This window comes from Xanthomonas hyacinthi (assembly GCF_009769165.1).
Taxonomy (GTDB): Bacteria; Pseudomonadota; Gammaproteobacteria; order Xanthomonadales; family Xanthomonadaceae; genus Xanthomonas_A; species Xanthomonas_A hyacinthi.
The window spans coordinates 616,668-637,230 of sequence record NZ_CP043476.1; the positions used below are offsets into that span (position 1 = coordinate 616,668).

The 20,563-nt window shown below is 69.0% G+C and carries 20 protein-coding genes and 1 pseudogene; 16 read left to right on the plus strand and 5 right to left on the minus strand.

The genetic code is table 11. The features are described 5' to 3' along the window. Nucleotides 1–6 precede the first annotated feature (6 nt). The 12 genes from sufC (at nucleotide 7) to FZ025_RS02875 (ending at nucleotide 12,577) form a co-directional block, all read left to right on the plus strand. Nucleotides 7–774 carry a Fe-S cluster assembly ATPase SufC gene (sufC, locus tag FZ025_RS02820; RefSeq protein WP_104558924.1) on the plus strand — a complete coding sequence of 256 codons (768 nt, stop codon included), beginning with the start codon at nucleotides 7–9 and terminating at the stop codon, nucleotides 772–774. Further along, the gene (gene sufD, locus FZ025_RS02825; RefSeq protein WP_046979088.1) at nucleotides 771–2,033 is read left to right on the plus strand and encodes a Fe-S cluster assembly protein SufD; all 1,263 of its coding nucleotides are present in this window, start codon (nucleotides 771–773) and stop codon (nucleotides 2,031–2,033) included. Before sufC ends, sufD begins: the two co-directional genes overlap by 4 nt. After that, nucleotides 2,030–3,286, plus strand: coding sequence for a cysteine desulfurase (locus FZ025_RS02830; RefSeq protein ID WP_046979087.1), 1,257 nt, complete (start codon nucleotides 2,030–2,032; stop codon nucleotides 3,284–3,286). Before sufD ends, FZ025_RS02830 begins: the two co-directional genes overlap by 4 nt. Before the next feature lie 169 nt (nucleotides 3,287–3,455). Continuing rightward, nucleotides 3,456–3,992, plus strand: a complete 537-nt coding sequence (locus FZ025_RS02835) for a GNAT family N-acetyltransferase (RefSeq protein WP_046979086.1) — start codon at nucleotides 3,456–3,458, stop codon at nucleotides 3,990–3,992. Next, nucleotides 3,989–4,345, plus strand: a complete 357-nt coding sequence (locus FZ025_RS02840) for a non-heme iron oxygenase ferredoxin subunit (protein WP_046979085.1) — start codon at nucleotides 3,989–3,991, stop codon at nucleotides 4,343–4,345. The genes FZ025_RS02835 and FZ025_RS02840 overlap by 4 nt, the downstream gene beginning before the upstream one ends. 275 nt (nucleotides 4,346–4,620) lie before the next feature. Continuing rightward, on the plus strand, nucleotides 4,621–6,939 hold the full coding sequence (locus tag FZ025_RS02845) for a catecholate siderophore receptor Fiu (RefSeq protein ID WP_104558925.1): 2,319 nt from the start codon (nucleotides 4,621–4,623) through the stop codon (nucleotides 6,937–6,939). A gap of 69 nt (nucleotides 6,940–7,008) precedes the next feature. Then, nucleotides 7,009–7,701: a Fe2+-dependent dioxygenase gene (locus FZ025_RS02850; RefSeq protein WP_046980996.1), complete on the plus strand. Its 693-nt coding sequence runs from the start codon at nucleotides 7,009–7,011 to the stop codon at nucleotides 7,699–7,701. Between the two features lie 154 nt (nucleotides 7,702–7,855). Then, nucleotides 7,856–8,497, plus strand: a complete 642-nt coding sequence (locus tag FZ025_RS02855) for a PepSY-associated TM helix domain-containing protein (RefSeq protein ID WP_046980997.1) — start codon at nucleotides 7,856–7,858, stop codon at nucleotides 8,495–8,497. Between the two features lie 34 nt (nucleotides 8,498–8,531). Further along, a complete protein-coding gene (locus tag FZ025_RS02860) occupies nucleotides 8,532–9,047 on the plus strand; it encodes a DUF2271 domain-containing protein (protein WP_046980998.1) in 516 nt (171 codons plus the stop codon). Between the two features lie 44 nt (nucleotides 9,048–9,091). Then, the gene (locus FZ025_RS02865; RefSeq protein ID WP_046980999.1) at nucleotides 9,092–9,898 is read left to right on the plus strand and encodes a DUF4198 domain-containing protein; all 807 of its coding nucleotides are present in this window, start codon (nucleotides 9,092–9,094) and stop codon (nucleotides 9,896–9,898) included. A gap of 43 nt (nucleotides 9,899–9,941) precedes the next feature. After that, a complete protein-coding gene (locus tag FZ025_RS02870; RefSeq protein WP_208803727.1) occupies nucleotides 9,942–10,949 on the plus strand; it encodes an FAD:protein FMN transferase in 1,008 nt (335 codons plus the stop codon). Beyond that, a complete protein-coding gene (locus FZ025_RS02875; RefSeq protein ID WP_046981000.1) occupies nucleotides 10,946–12,577 on the plus strand; it encodes a sulfite reductase subunit alpha in 1,632 nt (543 codons plus the stop codon). The genes FZ025_RS02870 and FZ025_RS02875 overlap by 4 nt, the downstream gene beginning before the upstream one ends. Before the next feature lie 43 nt (nucleotides 12,578–12,620). On the opposite strand, the pseudogene FZ025_RS02880 reads toward FZ025_RS02875, so the two are convergent. Continuing rightward, nucleotides 12,621–13,375, minus strand: a pseudogene (locus tag FZ025_RS02880) (IS5 family transposase). A 415-nt stretch (nucleotides 13,376–13,790) separates the two neighbouring features. Between FZ025_RS02880 and FZ025_RS02885 the strand changes: the two are divergent. Together FZ025_RS02885 and FZ025_RS02890 are read left to right on the plus strand one after the other, a co-directional pair. Beyond that, nucleotides 13,791–14,162, plus strand: a complete 372-nt coding sequence (locus FZ025_RS02885; RefSeq protein ID WP_046979278.1) for a protein kinase family protein — start codon at nucleotides 13,791–13,793, stop codon at nucleotides 14,160–14,162. Beyond that, nucleotides 14,131–14,880 carry a phosphotransferase gene (locus tag FZ025_RS02890; RefSeq protein ID WP_046979277.1) on the plus strand — a complete coding sequence of 250 codons (750 nt, stop codon included), beginning with the start codon at nucleotides 14,131–14,133 and terminating at the stop codon, nucleotides 14,878–14,880. The genes FZ025_RS02885 and FZ025_RS02890 overlap by 32 nt, the downstream gene beginning before the upstream one ends. Nucleotides 14,881–15,087: 207 nt before the next feature. Here FZ025_RS02890 and xopAW read toward each other — a convergent pair whose 3' ends face one another. The 4 genes from xopAW to FZ025_RS02910 all read right to left on the minus strand — a co-directional run bounded on the left by xopAW (nucleotide 15,088) and on the right by FZ025_RS02910 (nucleotide 18,414). Further along, entirely contained in the window at nucleotides 15,088–15,774 is a 687-nt protein-coding gene (gene xopAW / locus FZ025_RS02895) for an EF-hand domain-containing protein (RefSeq protein ID WP_046979276.1), read from the minus strand. Nucleotides 15,775–16,134: 360 nt separating this feature from the next. Continuing rightward, the gene (locus tag FZ025_RS02900; protein WP_244292448.1) at nucleotides 16,135–16,887 is read right to left on the minus strand and encodes a response regulator transcription factor; all 753 of its coding nucleotides are present in this window, start codon (nucleotides 16,885–16,887) and stop codon (nucleotides 16,135–16,137) included. Between the two features lie 79 nt (nucleotides 16,888–16,966). Then, nucleotides 16,967–17,563 carry a HutD/Ves family protein gene (locus tag FZ025_RS02905; RefSeq protein ID WP_046979281.1) on the minus strand — a complete coding sequence of 199 codons (597 nt, stop codon included), beginning with the start codon at nucleotides 17,561–17,563 and terminating at the stop codon, nucleotides 16,967–16,969. 443 nt (nucleotides 17,564–18,006) lie between these two features. After that, nucleotides 18,007–18,414 carry a ComEA family DNA-binding protein gene (locus tag FZ025_RS02910; protein WP_208803728.1) on the minus strand — a complete coding sequence of 136 codons (408 nt, stop codon included), beginning with the start codon at nucleotides 18,412–18,414 and terminating at the stop codon, nucleotides 18,007–18,009. A 132-nt stretch (nucleotides 18,415–18,546) separates the two neighbouring features. On the opposite strand from FZ025_RS02910, the gene FZ025_RS02915 reads away from it, so the two are divergent. Together FZ025_RS02915 and FZ025_RS02920 are read left to right on the plus strand one after the other, a co-directional pair. Further along, complete coding sequence (locus tag FZ025_RS02915; RefSeq protein WP_046979274.1) at nucleotides 18,547–20,037, plus strand: M20 family metallopeptidase; 1,491 nt, start codon at nucleotides 18,547–18,549, stop codon at nucleotides 20,035–20,037. Between the two features lie 195 nt (nucleotides 20,038–20,232). Next, nucleotides 20,233–20,502 carry a GlsB/YeaQ/YmgE family stress response membrane protein gene (locus tag FZ025_RS02920; RefSeq protein ID WP_046979273.1) on the plus strand — a complete coding sequence of 90 codons (270 nt, stop codon included), beginning with the start codon at nucleotides 20,233–20,235 and terminating at the stop codon, nucleotides 20,500–20,502. The last annotated feature ends 61 nt before the right edge of the window (nucleotides 20,503–20,563 follow it).

Genomic DNA, 20,563 nt, shown 5'->3' on the forward strand with positions numbered 1-20,563 from the left:
ATCTCCATGCTCAACATCCAAAACCTCCACGCTTCCGTCGCCGGCAAGGACATCCTCAAGGGCCTGTCGCTGCAGGTGCAGCCCGGCCAGGTGCACGCCATCATGGGCCCCAACGGCGCCGGCAAGTCCACGCTGGGCAACATCCTCGCCGGCCGCGACGGCTACGAGGTGACCCAGGGCAGCGTGCGCTTCGAAGACCGCGACCTGCTCGAGCTGGAACCGGAGGAACGCGCCGCCGCCGGCCTGTTCCTGGCCTTCCAGTACCCGGTGGAAATCCCCGGGGTCAACAACACCTATTTCCTGCGCGCCGCGCTCAACGCGCAGCGCAAGGCGCGCGGGCAGGACGAACTGGATTCGATGCAGTTCCTGAAGCTGGTGCGGCAGAAGCTCGCCGTGCTGCACCTGAAGGACGAACTGCTGCACCGCGGCGTCAACGAAGGTTTCTCCGGCGGCGAGAAGAAGCGCAACGAGATCTTCCAGCTGGCGGTGCTGGAGCCGAAGCTGGCGATCCTCGACGAAACCGACAGCGGCCTGGACATCGACGCGCTGAAGACCGTCGCCGAAGGCGTCAACGCGCTGCGCTCGGCCGAGCGCGCGTTCCTGGTCATCACCCACTACCAGCGCCTGCTCGACTACATCAAGCCGGACGTGGTGCACGTGCTGGCCGACGGCCGCATCGTGCAGAGCGGCGGCCCGGAACTGGCGCTGGAACTGGAAGCGCACGGCTACGCATGGTTGAAGGACCGTGTGGCGCCGGAGGCGACGGTCCGATGAGCGCCCTGCTCGACTCCCTGGCCGCCGCCTTCCATGGCGACGGCGCGCGCCGCGCACCGCTGGAACAGGCGCTGCGCGACGGCCTGCCCGGCCCGCGCAGCGAAGCGTGGAAGTACACCTCGCTGCGTGCGCTGGAGCGGCGCAGCTTCAGCCCGGCACCGGCCGCGGCGCCGGCCGTGGATGCGGCCATCGTCGCCGGCATTCCCGCGCCGCGGCTGGTGTTCGTCAACGGCCGCGGCAGTGATGCGCTGTCCGACCTGGCCGGGCTGCCGGCCGGCGTCGAGCTGCAGCGCCTGTCCAGCATCCTGCGCAGCGGCGACGATGCGATGCGCTTCCTCGGCCGCCGCTTCGAGCGCAGCGACGAAGTCTTCGCCCAGCTCAACGCCGCGCTGGCCGACGAAGGCAGCGTGCTGCGGGTGGACGCCGGCGTGCAGGTCGCGCTGCCGCTGCACCTGGTGTTCGTGTCCAGCGCCGGCGCCAGCGACCATGCCTGGCACCACCGCCACCTGATCGAACTGCGCCAGGACGCATCGCTGTCGCTGGTCGAACACCACCTGCACCTCGGCGACACCGCGCACCTGAGCAACACCCTGGCGCACGTGCATCTGGCCGCCGGCGCGCAGCTGGCGCACGCGCGGGTGCAGGCGGACGCGCCCGGCGTCACCGCGCTGCTGCGCACCGATGCGGTGCTGGCGCGCGACGCGCAGTACCGGCGCATCGACCTGGAGCTGGGCGGCGCGCTGTCGCGGCACGAGTTCAACGTGCGCCTGGAAGGCGACAACGCGCGGCTGGTCGGCAACGGCGTGCTGCTCGGCAACGGCCGCCGCCAGATCGACACCCGCCTCGGCATCGAGCACATCGCCCGCGACACCGCCTGCGAGCTGCTGTGGCGCGGCGTGGCCGCGGCGCGCAGCCGGGTGGTGTTCCATGGCGGCATCCACATCCGCCAGGGCGCCGATGGCAGCGATGCCAACCTGTCGAACAAGAACCTGCTGCTGTCCGCCGACGCCGAGATCGACACCCAGCCGGTGCTGGTGATCGATGCCGACGAGGTCAAGGCCGCGCACGGCGCCACCGTCGGCCAGCTCGACGCCAATGCGCTGTTCTACCTGCGCTCGCGCGGGCTGCCGCGCGAACGCGCGCAGCGGCTGCTGACCGCCGCATTCTGCCGCGAACCGTTGCGCGTGCTGGATGCGGCGCTGGCCGAGTTCCTGGTCGCGCACCTGGACCAGGCGCTGGCCGCGGCGGGCGTGGCATGAGCAGCGTGGCCCCGCACACCGCGGCGCCGGACCAGGCACCGGACTGGGACAAGGTCCGCAGCGACTTCCCGCTGCTGATGCGGCAGGTGCACGGCAAGCCGCTGATCTATTTCGACAACGCCAACACCGGGCAGAAGCCGCTGCAGGTGATCGCGGCGCTGGACGAGTTCTACCGGCGCTACAACGCCAACGTCAGCCGCGCGGTGCACGCGCTCGGCACCGAGGCCACCGACGCCTACGAAGGCGCGCGCGCCAAGCTGGCGCGCTTCCTCAACGTGCGTGCCGACGAACTGGTGCTGTGCAGCGGCACCACCTTCGCGATCAACCTGGTGGCCTACTCGTGGGCGCTGCCGCGGCTCAAGGCCGGCGACAGCATCCTGGTGTCGCGGATGGAGCACCACGCCAACATCGTGCCGTGGCAACTGGTCGCGCAGCGCACCGGCGCCACCATCAAGGTCGCCGAGATCACCGAAGACGGCGCGCTGGACCTGGACGCGCTGCGCAAGGCGATGACCGCGGACGTGAAGCTGCTGGCGCTGACCCACGTCTCCAACGTGCTGGGCACGGTCAACCCGGTGCGCGAGATCTGCCGCGAGGCGCGCAAGCGCGGCATCGTCAGCGTCATCGACGGCTCGCAGGCCGCGCCGCACCGCAAACTCGACGTGGCCGCGATCGGCTGCGACTTCTACGCCATCACCGGGCACAAGATGTGCGGCCCCACCGGCACCGGCGCGCTGTGGGCGCGGCGCGAGCACCTGCAGGCGATGCCGCCGTTCATCGGCGGCGGCGAGATGATCAAGGAAGTCAGCTTCGACGGCACCGTGTTCAACGATCCGCCGCACAAGTTCGAGGCCGGCACCCCGAACATCGCCGGCTTCGTCGGCCTGGGCGCGGCGGTGGACTACCTGACCGCACTGGGGCTTGAGCATGTGGAAGCGCGCGAGGCCGAACTGCTGGCGCACTTCACCGAGGAACTGCACAAGATCGACGGCCTGCGCATCTTCGGCACCGCGCCGGGCAAGGCCGCGGTGGTGTCGTTCCTGGTCGAAGGCGCGCATGCCCACGACCTGGCCACCCTGCTCGACCTGGAAGGCGGCGTCGCGATCCGTTCCGGTCAGCACTGCGCGCATCCGCTGCTGCAGTTCTACGGCGTCGCCGCCACCTGCCGCGCCTCGCTGGCGTTCTACAACACGCATGCCGAGATCGAGCGCTTCGTGGCGGCGTTGCTGAAGGTGCGGAAGTTGTTGGGCTGAGGTGAGCCGGGAGCCGGGAGTCGGGAGTGGGGAATCGGGAATCGGCAAAAGCGCTCCGCGCGCTGGCCGTGCCCAGCGAACGTGGCTCTGGAGATGCCCTCCTCGCCATCGGCGCACGCATCCCGATTCTCCATTCCCCATTCCCGGCCACACAGCCTAAAATCGGCCCATGCACACCCTCACCTTCCGCACCGCCACCGTCGCCGACATCGACGCCATTGCCGCCCTGGTCACCTCGGCCTATCGCGGCGACAGCAGCCGCGTCGGCTGGACCACCGAAGCCGACCTGCTCGACGGCAACCGCATCGATCGCCAGGTGCTGCGTGCCGACATCCTGCGCCCGCGCAGCCTGGTGCTGCTGGCCGAGCGCGACGGCGACCTGATCGCCTGCGCGCACATCGCCGACGACGACGGCGCCGGCTATTTCGGCATGTTCTCGGTGCAGCCGCAGGCGCAGGGCGGCGGCCTGGGCAAGACCGTGCTGGCCGAGGCCGAACGCATCGCCTGGCAGGAATGGCGGCTGCCGGTGATGCGGATGACCGTGATCGACCTGCGCGAGGAACTGATCGCGTTCTACGAGCGCCGCGGCTACCGCCGCACCGGGATCAAGAAGCCCTTCCCCTACGGCGACGCGCGCTTCGGCGCGCCCAGGCGCGACGACCTGCGCTTCGAGCTGCTGGAGAAGCCGCTGGGCGCCGCCGCATGAGCGAGACCTGGACCTTCGTCTGCGCCGACGGCGCGCTGCTGCCGGGCGAGACGGCCACGGTGTGGGACGAGATCACCGCCACCCCGATCGTGGTGTTCAACCTCGACGGCGCCTTCTACGCGCTGGAGGACCGCTGCAGCCATGAAGACTACGAGCTGTCCCCCGGCAGCTTCGATGCCGCCGTCGGCAGCATCGAGTGCGTGCTGCATGGCGCCCGCTTCGACGTCCGCGACGGCCGCCCGCTGTGCGCCCCCGCCTACAGCCCGGTGCCCAAGTTTCCGGTGAAGTCCGAACACGGTGGGCTGTGGACCCGCGACGACCGCGGCGAATCCGCAATTTCTGCAAACGACTGAATTTTAACGGCTTTTTAGGATCCGCTGGGCACCCAAGGCTTCTTCGAACCCAGCGAAACCGGCCTACAGCCGTGCCGGCATGGCACGCAATGCAGTAAAAGGTATTGCAAATAATTCGCATTTGCGCGCAAATAGCGGCAATGACCGCGGCTCAAGCGGCCAGAGGCAGCCAGCCCATCTGGCCGCCATCCGCCATCCGTGTGCGCCCGCCTCCCTCAAGGAGTTGGCTGCGTGCGCTGCGTGCGACCTCCCATTCCTGCATAGCCGAACCGTCAATGACCCCCACGATCAAGAGCCGCAAGCACGCCGTTTCCCGGCAGATTTCCGCGCAGACCCTCACCGCCGCCGCATTGCTGAGCGGCCTGAGCCTGCTTTCTTCCCCCGCGCTCGCCGCCGATACCGCCGATGCCGCCACTGCCGCCGAGCAGCCGACGACCCTCGACAAGGTCGACGTGGAAGTCCAGCGCGCCAAGCGCTACCTGGTGGAGGCGCCGGCCTCGCCGAAGTTCACCCAGCCACTGATCGATACCCCGCAGACGCTCAACATCATCAGCAAGGAGCTGTTCAACGAACAGGGCGCCACCACGCTCACCGAGGCGCTGCGCAACAGCCCGGGCGTGGGCACCTTCTACGTCGGCGAGAACGGCAGCACCACCACCGGCGATGCGATCTACATGCGCGGCTTCGACAGCTCCAGCAGCATCTTCGTCGACGGCGTGCGCGATCTGGGTTCGATCTCGCGCGATATCTTCAACATTGAGCAGATCGAGGTGGAGAAGGGTCCTGCCGGCACCGACAACGGCCGCAGCGCGCCGACCGGCGCGATCAACCTGGTGACCAAGCAGGCGAACCTGACCGATGCGGTCAGCGGCACGCTGTCCGGCGGCAGCGACAACCAGCGCCGCGTCACCGCGGACTGGAACCGGGCGCTGGGCGCCAGCAGCGCGCTGCGGTTGAACGTGATGGGTCAGGACAGCGATGCGCTCGGCCGCGACCATGTCAACAACAAGCGCTGGGGCCTGGCCTCGTCGCTGGCGTTCGGCCTCGGCAGCGACACCCGCTATTACCTCGACCTGTTGTACGTGAAGCAGGAAAACCTGCCCGACGGCGGCGTGCCGAGCATCGGCCTGCCCGGCTACACGTCCCCCGATCCCGCGCGCCCGTGGCTGTCCACGGCCCCGCGCGTGGACAGCGAGAACTTCTACGGCACCCGCTATGACCACGACGACGTGACCGCGAAGATGGCGACCTTCCGCTTCGAGCACGACTTCTCCGACGCGGTCAAGCTGACCAACACCGCGCGCTGGGGCCGCAACGAGCAGGACTACCTGCTGTTCGCGTTCATGCCCAACACCGCCAACCTGCGCACGCCGAACCCGGCCGACACCTCGACCTGGACCGTGGCGCGCAGCCTGCCCACCTTCAAGGACCAGCAGTACACCATCGCCACCGACCAGCTGAACCTGCGCGTGGACTTCGCCACCGGCGCGGTGCAGCACAACCTCAGCACCGGCGTGGAAGCCGCGCGCGAGGAATTGCTCAGCTGGGGCCACAACATCGTCAACCGCGCCACCTGGCTGGCCGCCAACCCGGCCAACGTCTACGACCCGGACTGGAATACCACGCCGCTGGTCACCGCGCGCAACGGCGCGCACAGCAAGGGCACCACCACCACGTTCTCGGCCTACGCCTTCGACACGCTGAAGTTCGGCGACGACTTCCTGGTCACCGCCGGCGTGCGCGTGGACCGCTACAAGACCGACTTCAAGAGCCTGACCTGCACCACCGCCACCTCCACCGCCGTGCCCTGCACCACCGCGGTGGGTGTGGACACGGACGTCTCCGATACGCTGTTCAGCTGGAAGCTCGGCGCGGTCTACAAGGCGGCCGACAACATCAGCCTGTACGCCAACTACGCGATCTCGCAGCAGCCTCCCGGCGGCAGTACGCTGGAACTCAGCGCCTCGGCCAACAACGCCAACAATCCCACGTTCGATCCACAGAAGGCCAAGACCGCCGAAGTGGGCACCAAATGGAACTTCCTGGACGACGGCCTGCTGGTGACCATGGCGCTGTTCCGCACCGACGTGACCAACGAGATCGCGCAGGGCAGCGACGGGCTGTACTACCAGACCGGCGAGAAGCAGGTGCAGGGCGTGGAGCTCTCGGCGGTCGGCAAGCTCAGCGACAACTGGTCCATCTCCGCCGGCTACACCAAGCTGGACGCGCAGGTGAAGCAAGGCGCCAAGGTGTCGCAGGACGGCAGCCAGGATCTGGCCTACACGCCGGACAGCGCGTTCACCGCATGGACCACCTACACGCTGCCGTTCGGCCTGACCGTCGGCGGCGGCGCCCGCTACTCCGGCGAGATGAAGCGCGGCACCGATGGCGCGGTGGGCACGCCGACCCTGGTGAAGTCGTATACCGTCTGGGACGCAGTGCTGACCTATCCGATCAACGACCACTTCGATCTGCGCCTGAACGTATACAACGTGTTCGACAAGGACTACGTCGCGGCCATCAACAAGAGCGGCTTCCGCTACACGCCCGGCGCGCCGCGTTCGGCGATGCTGAGCGCCGAAATCAAGTTCTGACCGCAGCCTCGCCCATCCACGCGCGGCGGGCGCCTTCCACGCGGAAGGCGCCCGCTGCCGGAGCGCCCCATGCTGCTGCACATCCCCGACATCCTCAGCGCCGACGAAGTCGCGCGCTTCCGCCAGGCGCTCGACGGCGCCGACTGGACCGACGGCCGCGAGACGGTCGGCGCGCAGGGCGCGCAGGTCAAGCGCAACCTGCAACTGCCCGATGCCTCGCCGCTGAAGCACGAACTCGGCCAGGCGGTCCTCAACGCGCTCGCGCGCAGCCCGCTGTATTTCGCCGCCGCGCTGCCGCTGCACACGATCCCGCCGCGCTTCAACCGCTACGAGGGCGGCGGCGAGTACGGTTTCCACGTCGACGGCGCGGTGATGACCCAGGCCGCCAGCGCCACGCAGCCGGCGCTGACCCTGCGCACCGATCTGTCCTGCACCTTGTTCCTGGCCGCGCCGGAGGAGTACGACGGCGGCGAACTGGTGATCAGCGACACCTACGGCGAGCACGAAGTGAAACTGCCGGCCGGCGACCTGATCCTGTATCCGTCCAGCAGCCTGCATCGCGTGCTGCCGGTGACCCGCGGCGCGCGCCTGGCCGCGTTCTTCTGGGTGCAGAGCCTGGTGCGCGATGCCGGCCGGCGGCAACTGCTGTTCGAGCTGGATACCTCGATCCAGGCGCTGACCGCGGCCCAGGCCGACGCCACGGCGCTGCTGCGGCTGAGCAACGTCTACCACAACCTGTTGCGCGACTGGTCCGAGACCTGAGCCGCAGCGGACGGTCAACCCGGGCGGCGCCGCTGCGTTGACGTTGCGACCCCGGTATTTCCCCCGGTCACGCACGCGGCAGCAGCCTTGCCGCAATTGCGACTAGTTCTCATCTATGTAGAATGCATTTCGCCCCGCCTATTCGACTGCCGCGTTGTCCGACTCCTCCTCCCCCGATCTGGCCACAGCGCAGCAGCGCCGCGGCTTCTGGCTGCGCACGCTGCACCAGTGGCACTGGATCAGCTCGGCGCTGTGCCTGATCGGCATGCTGCTGTTCGCCGCCACCGGGCTCACCCTCAACCACGCCGCGCGCATCGAGGCCAAGCCGCAGGTGCTCAACCGCACGACGCAGCTGCCGGCGGCGCTGCTGCAGCGGCTCGGCGGCCAGGCCGATGGCGACGCGCCGCTGCCGAGGCCGGTGGCGGCCTGGCTGGAGCGCGAACTGGCGCTGAGCCTGGGCCGGCAACCGGCCGAGTGGTCGGCCGACGAGGTGTACCTGGCGCTGCCCGGCCCCGGCAGCGACGCCTGGCTGAGCATCGACCGCGGCAGCGGCGCGGTCGAATACGAACGCACCGAGCGCGGCTGGATCTCCTATTTCAACGACCTGCACAAGGGCCGCAATGCCGGCCCGGCCTGGGGCTGGTTCATCGACCTGTTCGCGGTGGCCTGCCTGGTGTTCTGCATCACCGGCCTGTTCCTGCTGCAACTGCATGCGCGGCAGCGGCGCATGACCTGGCCGCTGGTCGGGCTGGGCCTGCTGATTCCGCTGCTGATCGCACTGCTGCTGATCCACTGACCCGACCCACCTCTTTCACCACCTGGAGCCTCGCATGCGCGTCACCCTGACCATCGCCCTGAGCGGCCTGCTGACGACCCTGCCCGCCTACGCGGCCACGCTGGAACTGGACGTGGAGATTCCCAAGCTCAACGTCGCCGAATACCACCGCCCCTACGTCGCGATCTGGGTGGAAGGCGCCGACCAGCAGGTCGCGCGCAACCTGGCGGTCTGGTACCAGTCCAAGGACACCGCCGAAGGCCACGGCACCAAGTGGCTGCCGGACCTGCGCCAGTGGTGGCGGCGCAGCGGGCGCACGCTGCAGATGCCGGTGGACGGGGTCAGCGGCCCGACCCGCCCGGCCGGCAGGCACGCGCTGGCGTTCACCGACGCGCAGCAGCTCAAGGGCCTGGCGCCGGGCCAGTACACGCTGGTGGTCGAGGCCGCGCGCGAAGTCGGCGGCCGCGAACTGCTGAAGATTCCGTTCGCCTGGCCAGCCAAGGCTGGCGAAACCGGCAGCGCACAAGGCAGCAGCGAACTGGGTGCGCTGCGCCTGACCGCCAAGCCCTGATCCTGATCCCGCCGCCCCCCTCTTTCCTCGCAAGGAGCAATCCCATGAAGCGTTCCCTCGTACTGGCGCTGGCCATCGCCGCGGTCCTGCCGTTCTCCGCCTTCGCCCACAAGGCCTGGCTGCAACCCTCGCAGACCGTGCTCGCCGGCGAGAAGCCGTGGATCACCGTCGATGCGGCGGTGTCCAACGACCTGTTCTATTTCAACCACGTGCCGCTGCGCCTGGACACCCTGGTCATCACCGCGCCCGACGGCAGCGCCGTGCAGCCCCAGAACCCGGCCACCGGCAAGTACCGCAGCGTATTCGACGTGGAGCTGGTGCAGACCGGTACCTACCGCCTGGCCCTGGTCAACGACGGCCTGTTCGCGAACTGGAACGAGAACGGCCAGCGCAAGCGCTGGCGCGGCAACGCCGCCAGCTTCGCCAGCGAAGTGCCGAAGGATGCGAAGGACCTGCAGGTGTCGCAGTCGCTGGGCCGGGTGGAAACCTTCGTCACCAACGGCGCACCCAACCAGACCGCGCTCAAGCCCAGCGGCCGCGGCCTGGAACTGGTGCCGGTGACCCATCCCAACGACCTGTTCGCCGGCGAGAAGGCCACCTTCAAGCTGCACATCGACGGCAAGCCGGCGCCCGGGCTGGACGTGGAGATCGTGCGCGGCGGCACCCGCTACCGCAACGCGCAGGACGAACTGAAGCTCACCACCGACGCGCAGGGCAGCTTCAGCGTGACCTGGCCGGAAGCGGGCATGTACTGGCTGGAAACCACCAGCGAGGACGCCAAGACTTCGCTGCCGCAGGCCAAGCAGCGCCGGCTCAGCTACGTGGCGACGCTGGAAGTGCTGCCGCAGTGACGGCGACAGCACATCCGCCCTGCGCATGGCGGCACCTGGCGGCATGAACGCGCCGCTCGCGCCCCAGGCCGATGTCGATGTCGATGTCGATGCCGAGACCGAGATCGCCACGCTCGGCGGTCGCAGCATGGGCACGACCTGGAGCGCGAAGCTGGTGCTGCGCCGCCGCCGCGACCTGCATCCGCTGCACGCCGCGATCCAGGCACAGCTCGACCAGGTGGTCGCGCAGATGAGCACCTGGGAAGCGGACTCGGACATCGGCCGCTACAACCGCGCCGCGGCCGGCAGCGTGCATGCGCTGCCCGCGGCGTTCGCCGAGGTGCTGCGCTGCGCGCTGGACATCGCGCGACGCAGCGACGGCGCGTTCGATCCCACCATCGGCGCGGTGCTGGGCCTGTGGGGTTTCGGCGCCGACGCCGGCAGCCAGCGCGTGCCCGATGCGGAGGCGTTGCGCCAGGCGCGCGCCGCTGGCGATTGGCGGCAACTCGTACTGGACGACAACGGCGCCACGTTGCGCCAGCCCGGCGGCCTGCGCCTGGATCTTTCGGCGATCGCCAAGGGCTACGGCGTGGATCTGGCGGTGCGCGCACTGCAGGCGCAGGGCGTGGCCAGCGCACTGGTCGAGGTCGGCGGCGAACTCTACGGCTATGGCCGCAAGCCCGATGGGCAGCCGTGGCGGGTGCTGGTGGAATCGGCGCCGGACGAGGACGCACAGGCGGCGACGCCGCCGCGGGTGCTGGCGCTGGACGGCCGCGCGGTCGCCACTTCGGGCGATCGCTGGCACCGCTTCGAACAGGACGGCCAACGCTACAGCCATACCCTGGATCCGCGCAGCGGCACGCCGATCGCGGCATCGCTGGCGGCGGTCAGCGTGGTCGCCGCCGATGCGATGCGGGCCGATGCCTGGGCCACCGCGCTGAGCGTGCTCGGCGCCGACGCCGGCCTGGCCTGCGCCGAACGCGAACGGCTGGCGGCGCGCTTCCTGCTGCGCGATGGCGAACGCGTGCAGGAGCGGCTCAGCAGCGCCTTCGCCGCGCTGCTCGACGCATGACCCGGCTGCGGTCGCAACGCAACTGGAATGCCGTCGGGCACGTGGCGACGTTCGCGCTGCTGGGCGCGATCGGCTATGCGCTGCTGCGGCTGCATCCGCAGCCATGGTGGAACGGCGCGCCATCGCAGCAGCGCATTCTCTACGCGGCGCTGGCAACGGCCGCCTACGCGGCAGCCTGCCTTTGGCTGTGGTGGCGCGGCCGCCGCGGCGCGCCGCGCGCGGGCAAGCAGGACGAAGCGCCGCTGCTGCTGGCCTGGGCCAGCCAGACCGGCTTCGCCCAGCAACTGGCGCTGCGCAGTGCCGCGGCATTGCGCGCGGCGGGCCAGCCGGTGCGCGTATTGCCCTTGCAGAACGTCACCGCGGCCGAGCTGGCCGGCGCGACGCAGGCGCTGTTCGTGGTCAGCACCAGCGGCGAAGGCGATCCGCCCGACCACGCGCTGCCGTTCCTGCGCAAGACGATGGCGCAGTCGCAGGCCTTGCCGCAGCTGCGCTACGCGCTGCTGGCGCTGGGCGATCGCCGCTACGACCACTTCTGCGCGTTCGGCCGCCAGCTCGATGCCTGGCTGCGCCAGCACGGCGCGCATCCGCTGTTCGACCGCATCGACGTGGACAACGCCGACGACGCCGCATTGCGTCACTGGCAGCAATTGCTCGGCCAACTCGCCGGCGGCAGCGAGCAACCAGACTGGAGTCCGCCGGCCTACCAGCGCTGGCAGTTGCAGCAGCGGCGCCTGTGCAATCCCGGCAGCGTCGGCGGCGCGGTGTTCGAACTGGCGCTGCTGCCTGCCGACGGCGCACTGCCTGCGTGGCAGGCCGGCGACCTGGCCGAGATCGGTCCGTGCCATGGCGATGCCGTGGTGCAGGCCTGGCTGCAGGCAAGCGGCCTGGACGGCACGGCGACGCTGCAGCGCCCCGGCCAGGCGCCGACGACGCTGGCCGCGTTGCTGGCGCGCAGCCACCTGCCGGAGCCGGAACAGGCCGCCGGCACCGCGCCTGCAGCGCTGGCCGCGCGCCTGCAGCCGCTGCCGCACCGCGAATACTCGATCGCCTCGATGCCCAGCGACGGCGCGCTGCGCCTGCTGCTGCGCCGCGCGCTGCATGCGGACGGCACGCCCGGGCTGGGCAGCGGCTGGCTATGCGATGAAGCGCCGATCGGTGCCGAGATCGCCCTGCGGCTGCGCCCGAATCCGAACTTCCACCCGCCAGCCGATCCGGCGCGGCCGCTGATCCTGATCGGCAACGGCACCGGCATCGCCGGACTGCGCGCGCACCTGCGTGCGCGCATCGACGCCGGCGCGACCCGCACCTGGCTGCTGTACGGCGAACGCCATGCCGCGCACGACGACCACTACGGCGAGGAACTGCGCACCTGGCTGGCGCACGGCGCGCTGCAGCGGCTGGATGCGGTGTTCTCGCGCGACGCCGGCGCGCACCGCTATGTGCAGGACGCCCTGCGCGCGGCCGCGCCGGACCTGCGCGACTGGGTCGCGCAAGGCGCGGCGATCTACGTGTGCGGCAGCCTGCGCGGCATGGCCCCGGGCGTGGATGCGGCGCTGGAGGAAGTGCTGGGACGGCTGGGCAAGGAAACCCTGCTGCTGGAAGGCCGCTACCGGCGCGACGTGTACTGAAAGCGCCCTGCGCAGCGACGGTCGCGGCGCCTAGGGCGTGTCATCAATTAAGCAGGATGACAGAGGCGATCCAGTAAATCGCGCCGAGGAAGTTGCCGGCGGTCTTGTCGTATCGGGTGGCAATGGCCCGGTACTGCTTGAGTTTGGCAAAGAAGTTCTCGATCAGGTGTCGATCCTTGTACAGCACCCGGTCGTAGTCGCGCTGCACTTTGCGCGTTGGATGGGAGGGGATGACAATCTGCGTCCCCTGCCGCTGCATCGGCTCGATGACACGTGCCCTGGCATCGTAGGCGCGGTCAGCGAGCAGGGCGCCGACCGACAGTTGCGACAGCAACGCATCTGCACCTTCCAGATCCGACGCCTGGCCTGCGGTCAGATGAAACGCCACCGGATTGCCCAGTGCATCGACCACGGCGTGGATCTTGCTGCTTAGCCCGCCTCGGCTGCGTCCGATGGCCTGCGGCGCCCCCCTTTTGCCCCGGCGCTGTGCTGATGCGCCCGGACGATGGTGCTGTCGATCATCGCGTACTCATTGTCCGCCTCCTCTGACAGGGCGTGGAACACGCGTTGCCAGACGCCGGACCGGCTCCAGCGGCTATGCCGCAGGTGGATCACGCGGAAGTCGCCGAAGCGCTCAGGCAGATCCCGCCAGGGGATGCCGGCTCGGTAGCGGTAGAGCACGGCTTCGACAAACAGCCGGTTGTCCTTGGCGGTCACACCCACATGGCCGGCTCGGCCGGGGAGCAGGTCACGGATGCGATCCCACTGATCGTCTCGCAGGGCGTAGCGGCGTGCCATTGCAGGGGTGTGCAGGAAAGAAAGGGGCAACAAGCATCGCCTATCCGAACAATTGATGACAATCCCTAGCCTGCGATGCCGCCGTCGGCGTATGCAACGCGCACGCGGCAATGGCCTTTGGCCACTTGCCGAGTGGACTGCATCGACCCGCACGCTCCCTTGGTCGATGTGCGGCGGCACCGGCCAGCGCTCGGCGGCATTGGCGCATCAACCGACACCGCGCATCTTCGCTGCCAGCCCAGTGCGGTCCGGGGTGCGCGATCGTGCGGACGGCATACGCGCGCCGCCGGATGATCGCTTGCCAACAAGTACCTCGCCCCGAAACATCAATGAAGATCTCCATCGACTGTTTGCCGCAACACCGCAGCATTGCCCAGTCTTGCGAGCTCATCGAGCGCGCGCCATTGAGTGCTGGATGCCGGTGCTGAACCAGCTTCGACAGACGTTCCGATTGCCTGGCGATCAGTGGACGCGGCTCCCGGAGGGTGCCAATGCCTTGTTCCAGCTTGGTGGCGAGGTGATCGTCAAGTTGGCGCCACCCAATTGGCGCCGGCAAGGCGAAAAAGAACGCATCGTCGCACCGTTGTTGCACGGCAAATTATCGCTGGAGACGCCCCGCTTCATTGGCGGCGGAGTCGTCGACAATTGGGCCTTCGTGATTTCCAGCCGTCTGCACGGCACCTCGCTGGCCGGCCTCTGGCCGTCGCTGGAGATAGGCCAGAAGCAGTCGATCATGCGGCAGGTTGGGGGAGCTGATGCGCGAGCTGCACGGCGTCGCGTTCGATGACGCCATCGCGATCCGGGTGGATTGGCGGCACTACATCGACACGTTCATTGCCGACTGCACTGCGCGGCACCGGCGCAATGCGATGCCCGCCCATCTCGCAGAGCAAGCCCTGCCCCACCTCGCGGCGGCAGGCGATTTTTCGCCGCCGGCGCAGCCACGCCTGATCCACATGGACATCCACCCGTGGAATCTGCTGGCGCGCAACGCGCAAGGGCATTGGACCCTGAGCGGCCTGATCGATTTCGGCGATGCGATCGTCGGCAACAACGACCTGTTCGAGGCGCTGACGCCGCCGATCTTCATGGCGCAAAGCAACCCGCTCTTGGTGAAGGCACTGCTCGACGCCTGCGGCTTGCTCGACGTGTGCGATGCGCCGACCCTGCGGCGGCAGCTCAAGCTCATGGCCACCGCGTTGATCCGGCCCGATTCCGACCTCGGCTTTTGCATGCAGCAGGTCCCCATCGACGGTCCTCGTGCAACATGGGAACAGATCGCCTTGCAGATATTTCCTGTGCGAGTCGAGGCAGCAGGTGAAATCGCATGGAGCGCGATGGCGCGGTCGATCGCCGGCGCTGCGAGTGGCGGGGCACGCTGCCAGCGCAGCCGGCCGGCGACATGGGCCGTGCGGCGAACGGCGCGCAAGCCGAACACGACCAGTCTTAGCGGACGCGTGGAAGCGACCGCATGCCACCAATGCGCTGCGCTCCGGTTTGCGTGAAGTACGGGCGCGCAGTCAGGCCTATAGCGCAGGCTTGTGAGTCCATGCCGCCATGCGCAGGCCTACACCGCCGACACGCGCACCGAGCGCGTCGATAGTGCACGGCATTGCACAGACGACCCTTAGGCCGCGTTGTCCCTGGCGAGGCGCACGCGCCGCGTGCCATCGGCGGGCGAACGGTCCGCCGCATTGGGCGGACCGTCGCGGTCAGGCGGCGACGGAGAACGAGGTCGACGCGCTGACGCCGCTGGCGAAGCTGCGGTATTGGTTCGACGCCAGTTGGGCCAGCAAGGCATAGGCATCCTGCGCGCTGCTGCTGTCGCTGCTGGAACTGGAACCCGAACCGGCGCTGGCGGCGTCGCTGCCCTCGGCGCCCCGCGGCGACGGACCCATCGGGCGCATGCCGTCCTTCAGCTCCTGCAGGCTGATCCCCCCATCCTGATCGCTGTCGAGCGTGGCGAACAGATCGCTGCTGTCGCTGCCCTGGCTGGCCGCGCTCAGCTCCTCGCTGCTGATGGTGCCGTCGCCATCGGTGTCCAGACTGCCGAGCAGCGACTCGGCATCCACCTTGTCGCCGCCATCAGCACGCGGCGGCGGCAAGGCTTGGGCGAACTCGCGTTCGCTGACGGTGCCGCCGCCGTCCTGATCGAGCAGGCCAAGCAGGGCGTCGATATCGATGCTCGAACTGCTGTCGCTGTCGCTGTCGCTGGACTTCAACGCCGCACTCAGCTCGGAACCGCTGAGGCTGCCGTCGCTGTCGCCGTCGATGCTCTTGAACAATTGCTGGAGCGGATTCTGCTGTTCGGCCTGGGCCGTCTGCGTGAGCGCCCCGCCGGCGGTACCGGTGCGGCTGGCGGCATAGGCCGAACCGCCACTGCTGATGCTGCTGATCATGCTGACCCCCTGTGGTCACGAAGTGCAGTCGTGGAATGCAGCCGTCGCTGCGGTCATGGCTGTGCCGACGCGGCAACCCGACGCAGGCAGTGTCGATGCAGAATTTGTCAGCAGGATATCGGCTTTGTATCGACACTGAAACATGCCATGCATATCGCCCTGCCAGGGCCGGCCGACCCGTTGCGGAGCGGGGCGTCGCCGCGCTTGCTGGATGCGTGTCGCGCGCATGCCCGGAACCGGCGGAGCCGTCGCAGCAGCGGCCGCATAGGCCAGCCACGGCAGGCGCCGACGGCAGCTGGCGCGACACCCCGCAGGGCCGGCTAGGCCGCCACCCCGGCGACGCCGGCCGCGTGCGGCGGATCAACGTGCGGCGGGCATCCCCAGCCGATGCGGCTCGAACAGATAGCCCTTGCCACGTACGGTGCGGATCCATTGCGGCACCAGCGGGTCGTCGCCCAGCTTCTGCCGCAGCCGCGAGACCTGCAGGTCGATGCCGCGACCGCCCTGGGGAACGCTGCCGTCGCTGTCGCCGATCGCCGCCCGCAGGTCCTCGCGGCTGAGCACGTTGCCGGGTTGCTCGAGGAACACCGCCATCAGCCGCAGTTCGCCGGGCGACAACGGGATCGCGCGGCCATCCGGGGCCACCGCCTGGTGCCGATAGGCATCGACCTGCCATGCCCCGTCCTGCGGCGACGCTGGCGCCGGCGCCACACGGGTACGCCGCAGCACCGCGTTGAGCCGCGCCACCAGCTCGCGCAAGTCCAGCGGCCGGGTCAGGTAGTCGTCCGCGCCCAGGTCCAGACCGATCACGCGATCCACCGGCTCGGCCTGGTCGGCCATCATCACGATCGCGATGCCGCCGCGGTCGCGCAGCTGCCGGCACAGGTTCAGCCCTTCGCCGCCGCTGAGGCCGGCATTGAGCAGCACCGCGTCATAGTGATCGGCCGCCAGCTGCGCATACAGCTGCGCGCCGTTTTCGGCATCGCGCGCCTGCAAGTTGAAAAGCGCCAGATAATCGCGAATCCGGTCGCGCAAGGCTGCGTCGTCGTCCACCACCACCACTTTCGCCAACCACCTGCTGTTGTCCGAGGCCACCTGTTCGTTCCGGTCCACGGCTCCGGGATAGCCGCGTTCGCGCATTGGACGCGGTCGGCGGCAACGCTGCAAGCGCCGCGCGCGCGCTGCCGGCGGCTCAGTCGGCGGGCGTCGGCAACGGTTCGATGCGGATCGCCAGCAACTCGCCACCACCGCTCAAAGCGAAGCGCTGCCTGGCGTTGGCGTTCAACCAGGCACTGTCGCCGGCGGCCAGCGGCGGCAATCCGCAGTCCGTATCGAACCGCGCCTGCCCTGCCAGAAGATGAACGACCCAACCGATTCCCGGCTCGGCGAAGAACAGCATCGGCCCGACCAGCGGCCGGTGCAGCAGTTGGGTACGCAGGCGATCGCGGTGCCACATCAGGTTGAAGTCGTGGGTGGGGCCGTCGAGCAGTTCGCCGCGCAGCGGTCGCTCGCCGGCGAAGCGCAGCCGCGCATAGGGCGGCTCCAGCAGATGCACCGCGCCGTCGTCGAAGCGCAGGCGCAGGCCGGCGCCGCGCAGCAGCACCAGTTCCCGGTCGATGCCGGGGAAGCTGGAAAAGGCCGCGTCCTGCGCGATCTCGGCGATCGACAGGCGCAGCAGCCAGTCGTCGCTGCCGGGCTGCAGCAGGCGCAGGATCTCCCGGGTCCAGCCCAGTCCGTTGCGCCAGCGCTCGCGGCGGTAGTCGTTGGCGGGGATCACCCGCGAAGGCATGTTGCACCAGTCCATCGGCGCATTCTGCACGATCGGGTGGCCGGAGCCGGACACACCGACTCTGGCGGGCGTTAACTATCCGCTCGGCGGCGCGTGGGCGCGATCGGTGCCGAAGGAGCGCCACCCGGACGCCTTGCGCGGATCGCCACTGGCCATCGGCTGTCCGGCGCCACGACACCGCTTCGCGCCGCAAGCAGCGATGGCAAGCGAGATCGGTGGGAGTATCCGGCAGGGGCCAACCAACAAAAACCATCGCCCATAAAAAACGTCGCCCGGCTGCACGTCATTGTGCAACACCGGGCGACGATGTACGTCCATGTCGGCTTCTTGCCTCCCCCTGGGCATCCTGCTCAGTGAGGTCGCGACCGCGCGTCCTGCGCCAGCCGTATCATTTTCCTTTCAATCCCTTTAATGCTTTAAATCCGTTTAACGCTTAAATCCGTTTAACGCCTTTCCACCGGCTTGGCGGCTGCCGTCCTGGCTGCCGTCGGCGTGGTCGCCTTCGTGGCTCCCACTTCGATCCGGTCGTGGTTCCGTTCGACCGTCTTGAGTCCGATTCCCTTCACCAGCGCCAGGTCCTCGACGCTTTTGAAGGGCCCGTGTGCCTGTCGGTAGTCGACGATCGCCTGTGCCTTGGAGGCACCCACGTTCAGCAACACCCGGTCGATTTCCGCTGCGCCAGCGGAGTTGATGTTGACCTTGTCCGCGGCGAGCGCGGAACCGGTCAGCAGCAAGGCCAGGACCAGAGACTTCAGGACCACGATAAAAGACTGCATGGCAACACTCCTTGTGACTTGGATGGGGACTTCACCGGCCTCTCCTGCCGGTGTCGAAAGCATCCCTCGCCACATGGGTACAGCCTATCGCCAACGCCCTTTCCAAACAGCAGGTAAACGGCGCGTCAACGTGTAGGAAAAACCCTACACGGGCGCCGCGGCGTAGAATGGACGCCATCATTTTTGCGACATATGCCGGAGTTCCCGATGGACAGCGCCAAGATCGACCGTTTCTTGAGCGAGAAGTGGGACGACGACATCGTCCCGCAACTGGTCGATTACATCCGCATCCCCAACAAGTCGCCGATGTTCGATGCCGATTGGGCCGCCCACGGCTACATGGACGCTGCGGTGAAGCTGATGGCGCGCTGGGCGCGCGCGCAGGCGATCCCCGGCCTGCAGGTCGAGGTGGTGCAGTTGGAAGGACGCACGCCGCTGATCTATCTGGAAGTGCCGGCCACCGGCGCGGAGACCGGCGCGGACACGGTGCTGCTGTACGGGCACCTGGACAAGCAGCCGGAAATGACCGGCTGGGACGACGACCTGGGCCCGTGGACGCCGGTGCTCAAGGGCGAGCGCCTGTACGGCCGCGGCGGCGCCGACGACGGCTACGCGCTGTTCGGCTCGCTGGCCGCGATCCTGGCGCTGCACGACCAGGGCATCGCGCACGCGCGCTGCGTGGTGCTGATCGAGGCCTGCGAGGAATCGGGCAGCTACGACCTGCCCGCCTACGTCGACCACCTGGCCGAGCGCATCGGCAAGCCGTCGCTGGTGGTGTGCCTGGATTCGGGCTGCGGCAACTACGAGCAGCTGTGGTGCACCACCTCGCTGCGCGGCCTGGCCGGCGGCAACTTCAGCGTCAAGGTGCTCAGCGAAGGCGTGCATTCGGGCGATGCGTCGGGCGTGGTGCCGTCCAGCTTCCGCGTACTGCGCGCGCTGCTGTCGCGGCTGGAGGACGAGGCCACCGGCAAGATCAAGGTCGAGGACCTGTATGCGGAGATTCCGGACGAACGCCTGGCGCAGGCGCGCGAGGTCGCCGCGGTGCTCGGCGACGCGGTCTACGGCAAGTTCCCGTTCCTGCCGGGGATGACCCCGATGCACGAGGATCTGACCGAGTTGGTGCTCAACCGCACCTGGCGCCCGGCGCTGTCGGTGACCGGCGCCGACGGCCTGCCGCCGCTGGCCGCGGCCGGCAACGTGCTGCGCCCGCAGACCGCGGTGAAGCTGTCGCTGCGCCTGCCGCCGACGCTGGACGGCAAGCGCGCCGGCGAGCTGCTGAAGGACGTGCTGCTGCGCGATCCGCCGTATGGCGCGCAGGTGGCGCTGGCGCTGGAGAAATCGTCCTCGGGCTGGAATGCGCCGGCGCAGTCGCCGTGGCTGACCGATGCGATCGAGGCCGCCTCGCAGGCCGCGTTCGGCAAGCCGGCGATGTACATGGGCGAAGGCGGCTCGATCCCGTTCATGGGCATGCTCGGCGAGAAGTTCCCCGACGCCCAGTTCATGATCACCGGCGTGCTCGGCCCGCATTCCAACGCGCACGGGCCCAACGAGTTCCTGCATATCCCGATGGGCAAGCGGGTCACCGCCTGCGTGTCGAAGGTGATTGCCGCGCACCATGCGGCCAGCGTGCGCGGCGCAACCACCGGCAGCGCCGCGGTGGCCGGCGGCGAGCAGCACGGCGGGCACGGCTGCTGCTGAGCCTGCGGCGGCCGTTGGCGACGGCGGCCGCCGCGCTCCGACTCGGTGCGCGGCGGGATTCGGGCAGTAGGCGGCGCGTGCGCAAGCTGTGCCTGCACAGCCGCTTAAGGCCGTCGCCGGCCGCCACTTTCTGCACGCCGCATCGCGGCCGAATCTGGCACGATCCGCTTCCCTTCCACGTTCCGGTACGCCTCCATGCACAACCTGTTCGGCAGCGACGGCTGGCTGTACGTCATCCTGGTCGGATTCGTGGTCGGCCTGCTGGCGCGTTTCCTGGGTCCGGGCGGCGGCCGCTCCGGCTGCCTGTTCACCGTGCTGCTCGGCATCGCCGGCGCGCTGGTGGCGGGCTGGTTCGGCCACTACATGGGCTGGTACAGCCGCGGCGAGCCGGCCGGCTTCCTCGGTGCACTGCTCGGCGCCATCGCCCTGCTCGCGCTGCTGCGGCTGTTCCTCGGCAGGCGCTGAGTCCCGTTCGCGACTCGCCATGCCGGCGCCGCACGTTTACGCTGTGCGGCCAATGTCCGCC

What these genes read in the sequence shown, in the direction of transcription:
- FZ025_RS02840 (WP_046979085.1), top strand. Translation starts at nt 3,989, where the DNA reads ATGAGCGAGACCTGGACCTTCGTCTGCGCCGACGGCGCGCTGCTGCCG.
- FZ025_RS02915 (WP_046979274.1), top strand. Translation starts at nt 18,547, where the DNA reads ATGGACAGCGCCAAGATCGACCGTTTCTTGAGCGAGAAGTGGGACGAC.
- FZ025_RS02845 (WP_104558925.1), top strand. Translation starts at nt 4,621, where the DNA reads ATGACCCCCACGATCAAGAGCCGCAAGCACGCCGTTTCCCGGCAGATT.
- FZ025_RS02835 (WP_046979086.1), top strand. Translation starts at nt 3,456, where the DNA reads ATGCACACCCTCACCTTCCGCACCGCCACCGTCGCCGACATCGACGCC.
- FZ025_RS02885 (WP_046979278.1), top strand. Translation starts at nt 13,791, where the DNA reads ATGCCGGTGCTGAACCAGCTTCGACAGACGTTCCGATTGCCTGGCGAT.
- FZ025_RS02890 (WP_046979277.1), top strand. Translation starts at nt 14,131, where the DNA reads ATGCGCGAGCTGCACGGCGTCGCGTTCGATGACGCCATCGCGATCCGG.
- FZ025_RS02865 (WP_046980999.1), top strand. Translation starts at nt 9,092, where the DNA reads ATGAAGCGTTCCCTCGTACTGGCGCTGGCCATCGCCGCGGTCCTGCCG.
- FZ025_RS02860 (WP_046980998.1), top strand. Translation starts at nt 8,532, where the DNA reads ATGCGCGTCACCCTGACCATCGCCCTGAGCGGCCTGCTGACGACCCTG.
- FZ025_RS02850 (WP_046980996.1), top strand. Translation starts at nt 7,009, where the DNA reads ATGCTGCTGCACATCCCCGACATCCTCAGCGCCGACGAAGTCGCGCGC.
- xopAW (WP_046979276.1), bottom strand. Translation starts at nt 15,774, where the DNA reads ATGATCAGCAGCATCAGCAGTGGCGGTTCGGCCTATGCCGCCAGCCGC.
- FZ025_RS02920 (WP_046979273.1), top strand. Translation starts at nt 20,233, where the DNA reads ATGCACAACCTGTTCGGCAGCGACGGCTGGCTGTACGTCATCCTGGTC.
- sufD (WP_046979088.1), top strand. Translation starts at nt 771, where the DNA reads ATGAGCGCCCTGCTCGACTCCCTGGCCGCCGCCTTCCATGGCGACGGC.
- FZ025_RS02910 (WP_208803728.1), bottom strand. Translation starts at nt 18,414, where the DNA reads ATGTGGCGAGGGATGCTTTCGACACCGGCAGGAGAGGCCGGTGAAGTC.
- FZ025_RS02870 (WP_208803727.1), top strand. Translation starts at nt 9,942, where the DNA reads ATGAACGCGCCGCTCGCGCCCCAGGCCGATGTCGATGTCGATGTCGAT.
- sufC (WP_104558924.1), top strand. Translation starts at nt 7, where the DNA reads ATGCTCAACATCCAAAACCTCCACGCTTCCGTCGCCGGCAAGGACATC.
- FZ025_RS02875 (WP_046981000.1), top strand. Translation starts at nt 10,946, where the DNA reads ATGACCCGGCTGCGGTCGCAACGCAACTGGAATGCCGTCGGGCACGTG.
- FZ025_RS02905 (WP_046979281.1), bottom strand. Translation starts at nt 17,563, where the DNA reads ATGCCTTCGCGGGTGATCCCCGCCAACGACTACCGCCGCGAGCGCTGG.
- FZ025_RS02830 (WP_046979087.1), top strand. Translation starts at nt 2,030, where the DNA reads ATGAGCAGCGTGGCCCCGCACACCGCGGCGCCGGACCAGGCACCGGAC.